Consider the following 15,503-nt stretch of genomic DNA (forward strand, 5'->3'; position numbering starts at 1 on the left):
ATTAAATTAAATTTTAAAGGCTAAAAGTTTCAAAGGTTCAGTACTGCAAAGGTTTTTAATGTTGACTCTTTTAATCTTTAATTGTACATTTATGGTATAAAAGTTCGTTATTAACTTCAAATAAAGAAATTCTTTATTATTTTTACCACATAATTTAAGCAAACTATGAGTTCTAACTTTGATAAATTTCAAAAGCGCAGGTTAATTTCCTCTTATTTTTCGGTTGTACTAAGTGTATTCTTGGTTTTATTTCTTTTGGGAGTACTAGGATTATTCATTATCAATTCTAAAAAACTGGCGAATGATTTTAAAGAAAAAATCGCGATGACGGTTTTCTTTAAAAATGAAGCTAATGATAGTGTGATAAAAGCATTTGATACACAATTAAAAAGAGCTCCTTTCGCCAGATCTTATGTGTATGTTACAAAAGAAAAAGCAGCAAAAGAACATACTGATATTATTGGAGAAGATTTCCTGACTTTTTTAGGAGAAAACCCTTTATTGAACTCCTACGACATTCACTTAAAAGCTGATTATGTAGAGAGAGACAGTATTTTGCAAATCGAAAGTAATTTGCGTAAAAACACGATGATCGAAGATATTGTTTACGACAAACAATTGGTAAATCTTGTAAACGATAACATCAAGAAAGTTAGTATGTGGATCTTGATTATCAGTGGTTTTCTTGCCGTAATCGCTGTTTTATTAATCAATAGTTCATTACGTTTATCGATACATTCAAACCGTTTTATTATTAAGACCATGCAAATGGTTGGCGCAACAAAATCGTTTATTCGTAAACCTTTTGTAATGCGAAGTGTAAAATTAGGAATGTTAGGTGCCGGATTAGCCATTATTGCTTTGATCGCGCTTTTACTTTATGTAGAAAACAATTTCCCGGGATTAGGCATTATGGAAGATCAGGTTTTAATAGGACTTGTATTGTTAGCCGTTTTTGGATTAGGCGTTCTAATTACATGGGTAAGTACACATTTTGCAACACAGCGTTTCCTCAATTTAAGAACAGACGATCTTTATTAAAAAAGTATTCAGTCTCAGTTTTTTAGTTTACAGTAAAAAAGATAATTCATATAAATAGAGGTTGCGACTGCTTCGCTCCTCGCAATGACAAAATGAAAAATAACAACAATACAGAACAAGAGCCACAAAAACAAGAATTTCTTTTTGATGGTATTAACTACAAAATCCTATTAATTGGAATTGGCGTTATTGCATTAGGCTTTATCTTAATGTCTGGCGGAGGAAGTAACGATCCGAAGATTTTTAATGAAGATGTTTTTAATTTTAGACGTATTCGTTTAGCTCCAACAACTGTTTTAATTGGATTTGGAATCACGATTTATTCTATTTTCAAAAAATCTAAATAGACTTTCTTAGACTTATTAGACCGCTTAGATCTTTAGATTATTAGATTAATCTCTCAAAAAAATCTAACCTCTAAGAAGTCTAACAATCTAAAAATCTAATAAATGAATACATTACAAGCTATTGTTCTTGCCATAATTGAAGGAATTACAGAGTTTTTACCTGTTTCTTCAACTGGACACATGATTATTGCCTCTTCTTTTTTTGGAATTGCCCACGAAGATTTCACTAAACTTTTTACAATTGTTATTCAGCTTGGCGCTATACTTTCTGTAGTAGTTTTATATTTCAAACGTTTCTTTCAAACACTTGATTTCTATTTTAAACTTTTGGTTGCTTTTATTCCGGCCGTAGTTTTAGGATTATTATTAAGCGATTTTATCGACGGATTATTAGAAAATCCGGTTACGGTTGCTGTTTCACTTTTAATAGGAGGATTAATTTTATTGAAGGTTGATGAATGGTTTAATAAACCAAACGCTGCCGAAACTTCACAAGAAATCACATATCTACAAGCTTTTAAAATTGGATTGTTTCAATGTTTGGCCATGATTCCCGGAGTTTCACGAAGCGGAGGAAGTATTGTAGGCGGAATGTCACAAAAACTTACCAGAACAACTGCAGCAGAATTCTCTTTCTTTTTAGCCGTACCTACAATGTTGGGTGCTACTGCAAAAAAATGTTATGATTATTATAAAGCCGGATTCGAATTATCTCACGACCAAATTAATTTATTAGTTATAGGTAATGTTGTGGCTTTTATTGTAGCTCTTTTGGCGATAAAAACCTTCATTGGCTTTTTGACTAAAAATGGTTTTAAAGTTTTTGGCTATTACCGAATAATCGCGGGGATCGTTTTATTATTGATCCACTTTTTCATTCATCCTCTTACCATTATATAATGACGCCTGAAGATTATTTAAACGGACAAATTTTATTGATAGACAAACCTTTAAAATGGAGTTCGTTTCAAGCTGTCAATAAATTAAAATACTTATTGATCAATAAAGTCGGACTTCCTAAAAAGTTCAAAATTGGTCATGCCGGAACTTTAGATCCTTTGGCAACTGGCTTATTATTGATTTGTACCGGAAAATTCACTAAAAGAATTACTGAATTACAAGGTCAGGCAAAAGAATATACGGGAACTTTTTATATTGGAGCCACTACTCCATCGTATGATCTGGAAACTGAAATTGACGAAACTTACCCAACTTCTCATATTGATGAGGCCTTGATTCACGAAACCGTAAAACAATTTCTAGGCGAAATCGATCAAAAACCGCCTATTTTCTCCGCTATCAAAAAAGATGGTGTTCGTTTATATGAACATGCGCGGGCTGGAGAAACAATAGAAATTGCAAGCAGAAAAACTACTATTCACGAATTTGAGATTACACGAATTGAACTGCCTGAAATTGATTTTAGAGTAGTTTGCAGCAAAGGAACTTATATTCGTTCGCTGGCTTATGATTTTGGAAAAGCAATGAATTCAGGATCACATCTAACGGTTTTGCGCAGAACAAAAATTGGTGATTACGATGTAAAAAATGCTATTGATGTTACTTTATTTGAAGAAAGTCTTAAGTAGAAAAAAATACGAAAGCACATTACAAAGAATACTAGTAATGTGCCAACTTCAAAATATTTCTATTTCATAACTTGCTTTTTTGCGGTTAATAATGAGGAATATTTTTTCCTTCAAACAATAACTTTGAAACAAAATCGTAAAATCTTTCAAATAACTTTTTCATAATAGTGTATTTTTTAATTGTTAAACATTAAATAGACACCAATAAAAAGAGTAAATCAGAAAATAAATAATAGAAGTGGGATTATATTACTAAGTTACAAAAAAAATAATTCAAAAAAACATTTTGACGTTTTTTTTTAACTATAGTGTATTTACCCTCAACACATTAACAACTTAAGACTTATTTCAAGATCATTATTGCAAAGAAATTACAAGCGGTTATATGCGATATTTTCTACTATTTGCATGAGTTCTTCCTGAACTGAATTTCCTTTATCAGCCAAGTACCACAATTGCAGATCGGTTTTTATTTTTTCATCAAGTACACCAAATTCCTTTTTATAAGCTGCTAATAATTCTGTTGCACCTTTTGGTCTTGGTCCCCAATCAGCACGAACAATTCCTGCTTCTTTACAAATTACAATAACTTTTGGTATTGCTTTTCCGCCATTTGTCAGGTATTGATCCATTAATTCAGCATTATCATCCCGTAAAACAATTCTGAGATCTATTTTTTTATGCGATGCCAAAGCCATTTTATTGATAACAGGAAGAATTTGAGCTGCATCACCACACCAGCCCTCAGATAACACCAACCAGATATATTTATTATCTAAATGATCCAGTTTCGAAAGGATTTTTTCAGAAATCGTAATCGTTTTATCCAATCGATTCATTCTGGCGTCATTCAATTTACTATAATTTGTCAGACTTTCAGACTGTTCGTTTCCGGTTGATTTTCCTTCTACTAATAAGTCTGCAACCATTTTTCGATATTCAGGATACGAATGACTATTAAATAAAGCTTTGGCTATGGTGTTTTTCATATTGGTTTATTTTTTTGAATTGTATAAAAATACAAATTTCAGCAAGACTCAAAGTATGACTTTTATCACATTCAAAAAATTTCTGAAAAATCCTTATAAATCTAAAAATAAAAGAACAAGTATTTTTTTTAAAACATTATTTTTAAAAAACAGAATATGTCTATATTTGCACAAATTAACGCAACGACACATGAAATATAAAAGGATTCTTCTAAAACTAAGCGGTGAAGCCTTAATGGGTGATTTACAATACGGAATTGACCCTAAAAGATTAGCCGAATATGCTGAAGAAATTAAGCAAATTCACAGTAAAGGAGTAGAAATTGCTATTGTTATTGGAGGAGGAAATATTTTTAGAGGCGTTGCAGGTGCAAGTGCCGGTATGGATAGAGTACAAGGCGACTATATGGGAATGCTTGCTACAGTTATCAACGGAATGGCATTACAAGGCGCTCTTGAAGACAAAGGGATGAAAACCCGTTTGCAAACTGCATTAAAAATGGAATCTATCGCAGAACCTTATATTAAAAGAAGAGCAGATCGCCACCTTGAAAAAGGAAGAATTGTAATTTTTGGTGCCGGAACCGGAAATCCTTATTTTACAACAGATACAGCTGCAGTTTTAAGAGGTATTGAAATCAATGCAGATGTGATATTAAAAGGAACCCGCGTTGACGGTGTTTATGATTCTGATCCTGAAAAAAATGCATCAGCAGTAAAATTTGATATGATTTCGTTTGATGATGTCCTTAAAAAAGGATTAAACGTAATGGATACAACAGCTTTTACATTAAGTCAGGAAAATAAATTGCCAATCGTTGTTTTTGATATGAACAAAATTGGAAATCTATTAAAAATCTGTGAAGGCGAAAACATAGGAACAGTAGTAAATATATAGACTACTTAGATTGTTGGATTTTGAGATCATTAGATTTCTCTAAATTTTGATAATCGTACAATATTAAAAAAACAAAAAACTATATTAGTTAGTAAATTAGATACCGGCATTTTTAAAAATCTAAAAATCGAATCGTCTAAAAATCTAAAAATCTAAAAAAAAATGACTGAAGAAATAGAATTTATATTAGATAGTACTGAAGAATCAATGAATGGTTCGATTGCGCATTTAGAGAAAGAATTTCTTAACATTCGTGCAGGAAAAGCTTCTCCGGCAATGCTTGGAAGCGTTTTTGTAGATTATTACGGATCAGCAACACCACTTTCGCAAGTGTCTAAAATTAGTGTTCCTGATGCAAGAACAATCACATTGCAGCCTTTCGAAAAAAACATGTTACAGGTTATCGAAAAAGCAATTATGATTGCCAACATTGGTTTTAACCCAATGAATAATGGTGACGTTATCATTATCAGTGTTCCACCATTGACAGAAGAACGTCGTAGAGATTTAGCCAAACAAGCAAAATCTGAAGCCGAAGATGCAAAAATTGGTGTGCGTAATGTGCGTAAAGATGCCAACACAGATATCAAAAAATTAGAGAAAGAAGGAACTTCTGAGGACATTTGTAAATCTGCCGAAGAGCAAGTTCAGAATTTGACAAATACTTACATCAAAAAAATAGATGAATTATTGGCTGCAAAAGAAGCCGAAATCATGAAAGTGTAATATTAATCATCACAAAATAAAAATCCGTTTAGTTAAATTGTTACTGGACGGATTTTTTTATTCCTATTTTTGCATACCAAAATCACATAATATTCGTTTTTGAAATTATAACATTCTGTATGAGGCTATTTTGTTTATTGACTTTGTTTTTCACGCTTACTATTCAAGCGCAATTTCAAATAAACGGAATTGTAACGGATTCCAGCAACAAACCCCTTCCTTTTGCGACCATAAACACTTCAGACAACATCAATACAATTACTGATGTTGACGGAAAATTTATTTTTACGGTTTCTGCAAATGCAACTCATTTTTCGGTTTCCTATATTGGTTTTCAAAATAAAATTGTTGCCATCACAGATAAAAGATATTACTCCGTTTCACTTTCTCAAAAAACAGATGATTTAAAAGAAGTTATTATTTCTAACGAGAATCCTGCTTTAACCCTTATAAAGAAAGTAATTGCGAATAAAAACAAAAATAATCCACAAAAGAAACTAAGCAGTTTTGAGTACAAAAGTTATAATAAACTTATTGTGACCGCCAATCCGGATTCTATTGATGGCAGGATTGATTCTACAGCAGCTTATAAAGATCTAAAGAAAAACCGCATCAATGTAGACTCATCAGATTATAAGTTTAAAGAAATCATTAGCAAACAGCATTTATTTCAGACTGAAAAAGTTTCACAATATCAGTTTGGAAATAACAAACTCAAAGAAACTATTCTTGGAACAAAAATGGCTGGTTTCAAGCAGCCTATTTACGAAGTAATAGCGTTTAACTTACAATCTATATCGATTTATGATCCTAAATATGAACTTTTCGAAACTAAATATGAAAACCCAATTTCGAACAGTGCTCCGGAAAGTTATAATTATAAAATACTGGATACAGTAAATATAAAAGGGCGTGAAACTTATGTAATCTATTTTAAAAACAAACAAAAAAGAAAAGCCTCAGGTTTAGAAGGCGTCTTATATATTGATCAGGAAAATTTTGCTGTCGCCAAAGCTGTAATGCGTATAAAAGGCGTTCTGGATATTAGCGGCATACATGAATTTGAATATGTACCCAGCGAAAAAATATGGTTTCAAAGCAATACTACGTTCAAAATCGTAAAAGGGAAAAGCGATGATGACATTAAGATTTTAGGCGGAACAATTCAGTTTGACGGAGATGTAGAGGATAATTTTGAAACGCGAAAAAAATCAGCTTCAGATTTCACTTATTTACTTTCAGAAAGCAACAATTTCGATATTCATTACAATACAAATCCTCCAATAAAGAATCCGGCACTTTATATTGAAATTAAAGACGATGCAAGCAAAAAACCGGAAGCATTCTGGGATGAATACAGAAAAGAAAGTTTAGACCTGAAAAGCCAGAAAACATACCAGTTGATAGACAGCCTTTCGATCAAGAAAAGAATTGAAAATCGTTTAGGATTAGGACGAAAAATAATCAATGGTTATGTACCAATTGGACCTATTGATCTTGATCTGAAAAAAATCATCAGTTACAATAATTATGAAGGTTTTCGTCTTGGTCTTGGCGGAATCACAAATGATCGTTTTTCTAAAAATTTCAGAATCGAAGGATATTCGGCTTACGGAACAAAAGACGGTGAAGTTAAATACAGTTTAGGAACCGGCGTTTTACTGGACAAAAGCACTAATACCTGGGTAAATGGATATTATACAGATGATGTACGCGAAATTGCAAGTACTGTTTTTGCTGTAGACAAACGAGTTTTTAAAATTTATGATCCGCGGCCAATCAACATTAGCACTTTCTATAAATATACCGCCTGGAAAGCCAATGTTCAATCTAAAATTATTCCAAAAACCGAAGCTGTTTTCGAATTAGCAAGAACAAATGTCGAACCCCAATTTGATTATCTTTTTAATTACGACGGAAAATTATATTCCAGTTATGTGATGACAACGGCAATGGTTTCGATTGTCTGGGCACCGTTTAGCAATTTTATGCAAACGCCAACCGGAAGAAATGAATCAGAGAAAAGATTCCCAAGATTTACTTTTCAATATACACAATCCTTACCTGATGTTTTAGGAAACGATTTTACTTTTGGTAAAATAGATTTCAAAACCGAGTATGAAAAAAATTACCTGAACGGTCAAAAAACAAGTTTGCTTTTGCAAGGAGGTTATGCAATTGGTGACGTCCCGCTTACGCATTTATACAATACAATGCCTAATAACCTGACCAAAGAAACCGTTATTCAGCGTATTACTTTTGCCGGTCGAAATAGTTTTGAGACCATGTATTTTAATGAGTTTTTCTCCAGTCAATATGTCTTTTTTCAAATTAAACATGGTTTTGACCGAATCAGAATCCTTAAAAAAGTTCGCCCTTCGCTAGTATTAGTTACCAGAATGGCTTGGGGAAATATGGAAAATCCGGAACAACATGTAGGTCCGGAATATAAAACTCTAGACAAAGGTTTCTTTGAATCCGGAATAGAATTAAACAAGATATATAAAGGTTTTGGTCTGGGAGGTTTCTATCGATATGGTCCAAATCAGTTATTAAAATTCGAGGATAATATTGCTGTTAAGATTTCTTATGTTTTGGATTTGGGACTTTAGATTTTAAATTCCAATATTTTTAAAATTGCTTCGCCTGTTCGCTATCGCTCGGGTCCAAATTCCAATTATACATATAGTTTGTCATCTCGACAGAGGAGAGATCACACTCGAAACTCCGCACAGCATATCACCAATCTTTGTCGAGCCACTAGCGAAGATCCTTCCTCCGTCAGGATGACAAGATTGTCGCCAATCTTTGTCGATTCCCAAGTGTGATTTGCTTCGCCTATTCGATATCGCTCGGGTCTCCTCCGGTCGAGATGACAAAAAACATAGATAAGGCAATAAAAAAAATCCGTACAAATCCGCGTTTTCGCGTGAGCGAATCCGTATCATCCGCGTCCCATCCCGCAATCTTAGAAATCTTCAAAAGAATCAAAACAAAAAAAATCCCAAACCCCAATAGTAAAATTGGAATTTGGGATTTTTTAAATATTATAATTTAAACCCTTTTATGGTTTCAAAATCAAAACCGAAGGTGTATTATTCAACCATGTACTTTGAGATTCTATTAGTTTTTTCCAACTGTCTAAACTAATAATCATTAAATTCTGGTTTTCTAGAAATTCTTTTTTGATGGTTCTGTCGTGCATAATCATAATATGGTTGGGTGCAATTTGCTCAATCGAACGAATCGTTTCCTGAATATCTCTGGTATTTTTTACTTCGCCACTCGCATCCAGAACTGTAATCTGAGAGCCATTATTATTTATTAGTTTCTTCGCATATTCAATCAGGAAAGAATCTTCTTTAGTAAAAACAGGCATAAAAACCTGATTTACTTCTTCTAATTCCTTGTCGATAAAAATACCAACCGGCATTTTACTTTTGGCAATAATATGACGTGTTCTTTCATCAAAAGGAGAGTTCTCGAACAAACCTTCTTTTCCGGTAAACTTATCGATCAAACGATCCGGATTTACAATTCGGGTGGTAAAGCCAAGAATCTTTCCAAGCAAAGTTCCATCAAAAATAGATTGTCCTAAACCTACCAATAATAAATCATATTCGCCTTGATTTGCCGTATCGATAATATCTGTATCAATATCATTCGTTACTTTAAAAATGCTCACCATATTTTGGTTCAAACGTTCTGATTCTTCGATTACCGGAACTAACATTTTACGCTCATGATCTTTTACATCAAACGAATGTATCTCTGTACTTAATGATAAATGCATTGCGGTAACGATCGAATTGTCGCCTTGTTTTTTAACCAGACTGTTTGCGATTTTCAATAATTTTTTACCTCTTTCAGGAGTTCCAAACGATAATAAAATCTTGTATTTGCTTTTATTTCCAATTTCCTGAGGAATTGCGGTTATTTTATCTTTAAAAATAAATCCTATAAAATCTAATGCCGGACCGGTCATAAAAGTGGTTACTAAAGCCATAATAACCATCATGGTAAAAATCTCTGTAGAAAGAACTCCAAGATCATAACCAATATTTAAAACCACCAACTCCATTAAACCACGAGTATTCATTAACGCTCCAATGGCTAAACTATCTTTCCAGTTTTGTCCCACAAACTTAGCGGCCAAAGCACTTCCAAGAAATTTTCCCGCAACGGCAACGGCAATAATTACCCCTGTAACTTTCCATAAATACGGATCGTTCAATAAACCTATTTGTGTACGTAAACCTGTAAAAACAAAGAATAATGGCAATAGAACGATGATAGCAACGTCTTCTACTTTTTCGATAAAAATATTTCTGAATTTGTTGTTTTCAGGCATAATCGCTCCGGCTAAAAAAGCACCAAACAAAGCGTGGATTCCAATTAATTCAGCAGCATAGGCCGAGAATAAAAGTGTAAGGAAGAAAATAGCAACAACCGGTTTGTTTAAACTTTCGCGAGTTGAATTTAAATCTCCAACACGTTTCAGGAACGGACGAACTATTTTTAGCATAACTATTACATACAAAATAGCCAACCCAATAACATACAATGCACTTGTAAATGAACCCGCTTTTACAATCGCAATTACAACAGCCAGGATACACCAAGCCGTAATATCATCTGCAGCAGCACAAGTTATGGCAATAGTACCCAGTTTTGTTTTTTGCATGCCTCGCTCCTGCACGATTCTGGCCAACACCGGAAACGCTGTGATACTCATCGCGATTCCCATAAATAAACCAAACGATGCAAACTCAACTCCAACGGGAGCAAAAGTATGGTAGATAAAATAAGCCAATGACAGACCCAGGGCAAAAGGGATAACAATACTAGCGTGACTTATTACTACAGCATCGTGTGCTTTATTTTTTAATACTTTCAGATCTAGTTCCATCCCAATAACGAACATGAAAAGAATCAAACCAATCTGGCTTAAGAATTGTAAATTACCTAAAGATTCTTTTGGAAATAATGCCGCTGAGAATTCAGGAAAATACATTCCGACCAAAGAGGGCCCTAAAACAATACCCGCAATCATTTCTCCAATTACAGATGGTTGTCCTATTTTTCTAAAAACCCATCCAAACAAACGTGCTACTAAAATAATAGTAACGATCTGTGCCAATAAAATAGCCAGGGGATGTTTTAAATTTTCGATCATCGAATTTAGAAAGTCATTCCAATGATTGCTTACTATTTGCTTGTGTACGATTCCGCGCCCTACTTCGAGTGCAGCACCTTTTGAAATTACCCAATATATCAGAGCTGTAAAACCACCAATAACCGTAACGTAAAATAAGGAGTTCTTTATGTTATTCATAACTCGTTTTTTTGATTTTAATGGTGCAAATATCAGAACTGGGAATTAAGTGAAAAAGTAAATTTTAACCAAATTTTAAATGTATGTAACAAGTCCGAAAAACTTTGTAATAAGTTATATTTTCACCTTTTTCAAAAAGTCAGAACGATAGGTTTCGCTCAAAATTAAAGTGCTGTTTTTATCATTTTTCTCTAAATGATGTAAGGCAATTTCGTTATGATTGAAAAATTTAATGGCTTTTACCGCAACAATTTCTTTCTTGTTTATGCGACAAAAATCGGCATCAGGCAATTCGTGCAGCAGCGTATCAAATTTTACATTTTTTAAATTCATAAAACTTCCATCAGCCAGCAAAACTGTTTTGTCACGACTATCGCTAACAGCCGTTTTGATGTACACAACCTGATTAAAATACAATAAGGTTTTTCCTTTATCTGTATTTAACTGAATAAACTTTTTGGCCGTGTCCGGTTTATGAAAACGTTCATAAGCTTTTGAGATCGCTTTTTGTAAACGTTCCAGTTTTACGGGTTTTGTAATATAATCTACCGCATCTATATTAAAAGCATCTGCAGCATAATCCTTATAAGCGGTACAAAAAATAACGAGTTTATTATCCAGCATTTCTGCCAGATGTAAACCATCAATTCCGGGCATTTCGATATCTGATATTAGCAAATCAAAATCGAGATTTGGAATATCAGCAAGGAGTTTCTCCGGATTATTATACGTTTTTACAATTTCGACTTCATGAATTTGCTCACAAAGCATTTTCAGGTACGTTAATCCCGGTAACTCATCGTCCAGCAGCAAGCATTTCAGTTTTGTATTCAAGTAAATCTATTTTAAGATGGGCAATATAAATATCGTTTTCTACAAACTTATCGAGTTTGAAGTTGTTTTTATAAATAATACGCAATCGGTGTTCTAAAGTCGCATGACCAAAACCGCTTCGTTCTTTTTTGAGTACTTTTTTATCTGATATTTTATTCGAAACGGTCATAAAAAAGGCATTATCCCTAAACTCAAAAACAACCGAAATAAAAGCATCGGCACTTTGCAAATCAGCATGTTTAAAGGCATTTTCTATTAAATCAATAGAAATCAACGGTGCCAATAAAGGCTGATCGTATAATTTGTCTTCTTTATTGATATTGGTTTTTATCTTCAACTCAAAAAGCGGACTGATCTTGATTTTGTTAATTTCGATTAAATTCAATGCAAAATCAATTTCCTCTTTTGCGGTGACAAATTTCTTTTTGCTTTCGTATAAAATATAATCTAAAACGTTTGCCAGTTTATCTAATGCAAAATAGGTTTGGTACGCGTGCGACTGAATCGAGTTTAGAATATTCTTAAACAAATGCGGATTCAGTTTAGATTCTAAAGTTTCTAACTGCAAATCGTTTACTTTCATTTCAAGTGCATAAAAACTCTTCTCGGCATCATCTTTTGCTTTTTTAAACTGCATCAATTGATACATTAAAAAACAAATGATAACGATAAGCAATAAAAGAATCGCCAGGAATATAAAAGTTATAGTGTTGTCTTGCATTGTTATGTAAAGTTAAAAGTTTTTTTTCGCCACGAATCTCACAAATAAGCACGAATTATTATTATTAAAAAATCTGCTTAATCTGCAAAATCTGCGTGAAACTATTTTAATGACTAGAAACAAACTTCAACCCAATGATCGAAGCAATTAAAGTCGACAGAAAAAATATTCTCCAGAAAGTTGCCGGTTCTTTAAAAACCAAAATTCCGACTAAAACGGTTCCAACGGCACCAATTCCTGTCCAAACGGCATAAGCGGTTCCTATTGGCAGAACTTGTGTGGCTTTATATAATAATAACATACTGATCGAAAGACAGATGAAAAAGCCAACCATCCAATATGTCGAAATCAGTCCGGCAGTTTCTTTGGCTTTGCCCAGACAAGATGCAAATCCTACTTCAAAAAGTCCTGCTATTATCAATAAAATCCAGTTCATTTTCTTTTCATTTTGAAATTAAGTACAAATATGAGAAAAGCTAACGTAGAATTGTAAAAAACATCTAAATTTTCCTAAATATCAGAATTCCTATTATGTTAACAAACAGTAAAAACCGAGGCGATTATTTATGATTTTGAGCACTTTTCACTACATTTGCATCCATTTTAAAGAATTTATGAAAAACGCTGTACAAGTTGGATTCTGGGAAAAACTAGCCCGAATCATACTTAAAAACCGAATAGTAATACTAGTAATCCTATCTGCTTTAACGATTTTCCTTGGTTACCAATGGAAAAACCTTTCTATGACTTATACTGAGGCAAACTTGCTTCCTAAAGATCATATCGTAAATAAGCAATACCAACAGTTTCTGGATAAGTTTGGAGAAGAAGGAAATTTAGTGGTAATTGGGTTTCAGGATCCGAAATTTTTTACGCCTAAAAATTATGCCGCATGGAATGAATTAATGACAGGTTTAAAAAATTCTAAAGAAGTAGATTTGGTTGTTTCTTTGAATGATTTAAAGAAATTAGATAAAGATACTGTTAACGAAAAATTTGTTCTTACTCCGTTTATCGATCAAAAAAAAGCGCTTGATCCGGAATACTTAAAAAAGATTCAATATGATTTGTTTCACAATTTGCCTTTTTACGAAGGATTATTGTTCAACAAACAAAGCGGTAGTATTCGTTCAGCAATTTACATCAATAAAAAACTTGTAAATACACCGGAAAGAAAAACTTTTATCCTTGAAAACCTGGTTCCAAAAATTGATAAATTCGAAAAAACTACTGGAGTTGATTTGAAGGTTTCCGGAATGCCATACATCAGAACGATTAATGCTGATAATATGAAAGGTGAAATCGGACTCTTCATTGGCGCAGCTTTATTCACGGTTTCCCTGATTTTCTTTTTCTTTTTCCGTTCGTTCAGAGCGACATTTATCTCGATTTGTATTTTGGTTATTGGTGTAATCTGGTCTTTTGGGACACTTGGATTATTTCATTATAAAATCACGATTCTTACGGCAATTATTCCGCCATTAATTATCGTAATCGGAATCACGAATTGCATTTTCCTGATCAATAAATACCAGCAGGAAATTAAATTGCATAACAATCAGGCAAAGGCTTTGCAGCGTATTATTTCGAAAATTGGAGTTTCGACTTTAATGACGAATTTAACTACGGCAATAGGTTTTGCAACATTTATGATTACCGGAAACGATTTGCTTTTTGAATTTGGTCTGGTAACTTCTATCAACGTAATTTCTGTTTATTTATTGACGCTTTTAATTGTGCCAATTGTGTACAGCTTTATGTCGGTTCCAGGAGAAAAACATTTGTACCATTTGACTAAAACATATATTTCGACTTTATTGGATTTTGTTGAAAATGTGGTAAAAAACAAACGAAAAGTCATTTATACTATCTATGGATTACTTTTGGTTTTTAGTGTAATTGGAGTTGCACAAATGAAAGTTTCCGGAAGTTTGATTGGTGAAATGCCAAAAAGCGCTTCATTTTATAAAGACATTTTATTTTACGAAAAAGAATTCAACGGCGTTATGCCACTCGAAATAATGATTAATACCAAACATAAAAAAGGTGTTATGAAATTATCGACGATGCGCAAAATGGATGAATTGCAAAATACAATTGCAGAACTTCCTGAATTATCAAAACCGGTTTCGATAGTAAATTTGGTTAAGTATTCGAAACAGGCTTTCTATAACGGAAATCCGGAATATTACCAATTACCAACTTCTCAGGAACAGACTTTTATCTTGTCGTATGCAAAAAATGCAACGAAAAACAGCAAAGACAACTTAATGAAATCCTACGTAGATTCGACTGGACAATATGCCCGAATCACGACTTTCATGAAAGATATTGGAACACAGGAAATGGCGAGAGTAGAGAAAAAACTACGCTCGAAAATTGCTGAAATTTTCCCCGCAGATCGTTACGAAGTGACTTTGACAGGAAAGGCATTGGTGTTCCAGAAAGGAACTTCTTACCTGGTTGAGAACTTAATCGAGTCATTAATTTTTGCGATTTTAGTAATTGCGGGATTAATGTTGTACTTGTTCAGATCTTTCAAAATGGTAATGGCATCTGTAATTACGAATGTTTTACCACTTTGTATTACGTCTGGATTAATGGGGTATTTTGGGATTCCGTTAAAGCCATCAACGATTTTGGTATTTAGTATTGCATTTGGTATTTCGGTAGATAATGCGATTCAGTTTATGGCGAAATACAAACATGATTTGATACAAAGTAACGGAAAGGTAAAGAAATCTGTTTTCAGCGCTTTAAGAGAAACCGGAATCAGTACTTTTTATACTTCGGTAGTTTTGATTTTAGGTTTTGCGACTTTCACACTTTCAAGCTTTAGCGGAACAATCGCTCTTGGCGGATTAATTTCTTGTACTTTGGCTTTTGCAATGTTTGCTAATTTATTGGTTTTACCTGCTTTGGTTTTGACTTTTGAGAAGAAGAAAGCGAAGAAAGAGGATTTGGAGAATTTGGAGGGGTAATTTTTTTTTGCTGTAAAATCAACAAACACAATTTTTATTCAA

13 protein-coding genes are annotated in these 15,503 nt (G+C 33.2%); 8 read left to right on the top strand and 5 right to left on the bottom strand.

The window, feature by feature from the left end; all coding sequences use genetic code 11:
- Positions 1-165: 165 nt before the first annotated feature.
- The 4 genes from RC62_RS06470 (at position 166) to truB (ending at position 2,977) form a co-directional block, all read left to right on the top strand.
- Positions 166-1,041 (top strand): cell division protein FtsX, encoded by an 876-nt coding sequence (locus tag RC62_RS06470; RefSeq protein WP_055093757.1) that lies wholly within the window; start codon positions 166-168, stop codon positions 1,039-1,041.
- Positions 1,042-1,133: 92 nt separating this feature from the next.
- Entirely contained in the window at positions 1,134-1,388 is a 255-nt protein-coding gene (locus RC62_RS06475; protein ID WP_055093759.1) for a DUF3098 domain-containing protein, read from the top strand.
- A gap of 102 nt (positions 1,389-1,490) precedes the next feature.
- The gene (locus RC62_RS06480) at positions 1,491-2,288 is read left to right on the top strand and encodes an undecaprenyl-diphosphate phosphatase (RefSeq protein ID WP_055093761.1); all 798 of its coding nucleotides are present in this window, start codon (positions 1,491-1,493) and stop codon (positions 2,286-2,288) included.
- On the top strand, positions 2,288-2,977 hold the full coding sequence (truB, locus tag RC62_RS06485; protein WP_055093763.1) for a tRNA pseudouridine(55) synthase TruB: 690 nt from the start codon (positions 2,288-2,290) through the stop codon (positions 2,975-2,977). Before RC62_RS06480 ends, truB begins: the two co-directional genes overlap by 1 nt.
- 371 nt (positions 2,978-3,348) lie before the next feature.
- On the opposite strand, the gene RC62_RS06490 is transcribed toward truB, so the two are convergent.
- The gene (locus tag RC62_RS06490; RefSeq protein ID WP_055093766.1) at positions 3,349-3,966 is read right to left on the bottom strand and encodes a thioredoxin family protein; all 618 of its coding nucleotides are present in this window, start codon (positions 3,964-3,966) and stop codon (positions 3,349-3,351) included.
- 190 nt (positions 3,967-4,156) lie between these two features.
- Here RC62_RS06490 and pyrH point away from each other — a divergent pair, with 190 nt between their 5' ends.
- The 3 genes from pyrH to RC62_RS06505 all read left to right on the top strand — a co-directional run bounded on the left by pyrH (position 4,157) and on the right by RC62_RS06505 (position 8,202).
- Positions 4,157-4,864 (top strand): UMP kinase, encoded by a 708-nt coding sequence (pyrH, locus tag RC62_RS06495; protein WP_055094499.1) that lies wholly within the window; start codon positions 4,157-4,159, stop codon positions 4,862-4,864.
- A gap of 162 nt (positions 4,865-5,026) precedes the next feature.
- Complete coding sequence (frr, locus tag RC62_RS06500; protein ID WP_055093768.1) at positions 5,027-5,590, top strand: ribosome recycling factor; 564 nt, start codon at positions 5,027-5,029, stop codon at positions 5,588-5,590.
- A 119-nt stretch (positions 5,591-5,709) separates the two neighbouring features.
- Entirely contained in the window at positions 5,710-8,202 is a 2,493-nt protein-coding gene (locus RC62_RS06505; RefSeq protein WP_055093771.1) for a DUF5686 family protein, read from the top strand.
- A gap of 452 nt (positions 8,203-8,654) precedes the next feature.
- On the opposite strand, the gene RC62_RS06515 is transcribed toward RC62_RS06505, so the two are convergent.
- The 4 genes from RC62_RS06515 to RC62_RS06530 form a co-directional block, all read right to left on the bottom strand.
- Positions 8,655-10,925, bottom strand: coding sequence for a cation:proton antiporter (locus RC62_RS06515; protein ID WP_055093775.1), 2,271 nt, complete (start codon positions 10,923-10,925; stop codon positions 8,655-8,657).
- A 114-nt stretch (positions 10,926-11,039) separates the two neighbouring features.
- Positions 11,040-11,759: a LytR/AlgR family response regulator transcription factor gene (locus RC62_RS06520; protein ID WP_055093777.1), complete on the bottom strand. Its 720-nt coding sequence runs from the start codon at positions 11,757-11,759 to the stop codon at positions 11,040-11,042.
- Complete coding sequence (locus RC62_RS06525; protein ID WP_055093779.1) at positions 11,722-12,480, bottom strand: sensor histidine kinase; 759 nt, start codon at positions 12,478-12,480, stop codon at positions 11,722-11,724. Before RC62_RS06525 ends, RC62_RS06520 begins: the two co-directional genes overlap by 38 nt.
- Before the next feature lie 106 nt (positions 12,481-12,586).
- Positions 12,587-12,916 (bottom strand): DMT family transporter, encoded by a 330-nt coding sequence (locus RC62_RS06530; protein ID WP_055093781.1) that lies wholly within the window; start codon positions 12,914-12,916, stop codon positions 12,587-12,589.
- 178 nt (positions 12,917-13,094) lie between these two features.
- Here RC62_RS06530 and RC62_RS06535 point away from each other — a divergent pair, with 178 nt between their 5' ends.
- A complete protein-coding gene (locus tag RC62_RS06535; RefSeq protein WP_055093783.1) occupies positions 13,095-15,461 on the top strand; it encodes an efflux RND transporter permease subunit in 2,367 nt (788 codons plus the stop codon).
- Positions 15,462-15,503: the final 42 nt, after the last annotated feature.

This window comes from Flavobacterium aquidurense, from assembly GCF_001404985.1.
GTDB classification, from domain to species: Bacteria; Bacteroidota; Bacteroidia; order Flavobacteriales; family Flavobacteriaceae; genus Flavobacterium; species Flavobacterium aquidurense_B.

Excerpts from the sequence above, each read along its gene's own strand:
- RC62_RS06535 (WP_055093783.1), top strand. The coding sequence starts at position 13,095 with ATGAAAAACGCTGTACAAGTTGGATTCTGGGAAAAACTAGCCCGAATC.
- frr (WP_055093768.1), top strand. The coding sequence starts at position 5,027 with ATGACTGAAGAAATAGAATTTATATTAGATAGTACTGAAGAATCAATG.
- RC62_RS06475 (WP_055093759.1), top strand. The coding sequence starts at position 1,134 with ATGAAAAATAACAACAATACAGAACAAGAGCCACAAAAACAAGAATTT.
- RC62_RS06470 (WP_055093757.1), top strand. The coding sequence starts at position 166 with ATGAGTTCTAACTTTGATAAATTTCAAAAGCGCAGGTTAATTTCCTCT.
- RC62_RS06490 (WP_055093766.1), bottom strand. The coding sequence starts at position 3,966 with ATGAAAAACACCATAGCCAAAGCTTTATTTAATAGTCATTCGTATCCT.
- RC62_RS06515 (WP_055093775.1), bottom strand. The coding sequence starts at position 10,925 with ATGAATAACATAAAGAACTCCTTATTTTACGTTACGGTTATTGGTGGT.
- RC62_RS06525 (WP_055093779.1), bottom strand. The coding sequence starts at position 12,480 with ATGCAAGACAACACTATAACTTTTATATTCCTGGCGATTCTTTTATTG.
- RC62_RS06530 (WP_055093781.1), bottom strand. The coding sequence starts at position 12,916 with ATGAACTGGATTTTATTGATAATAGCAGGACTTTTTGAAGTAGGATTT.
- RC62_RS06505 (WP_055093771.1), top strand. The coding sequence starts at position 5,710 with ATGAGGCTATTTTGTTTATTGACTTTGTTTTTCACGCTTACTATTCAA.
- pyrH (WP_055094499.1), top strand. The coding sequence starts at position 4,157 with ATGAAATATAAAAGGATTCTTCTAAAACTAAGCGGTGAAGCCTTAATG.
- truB (WP_055093763.1), top strand. The coding sequence starts at position 2,288 with ATGACGCCTGAAGATTATTTAAACGGACAAATTTTATTGATAGACAAA.
- RC62_RS06480 (WP_055093761.1), top strand. The coding sequence starts at position 1,491 with ATGAATACATTACAAGCTATTGTTCTTGCCATAATTGAAGGAATTACA.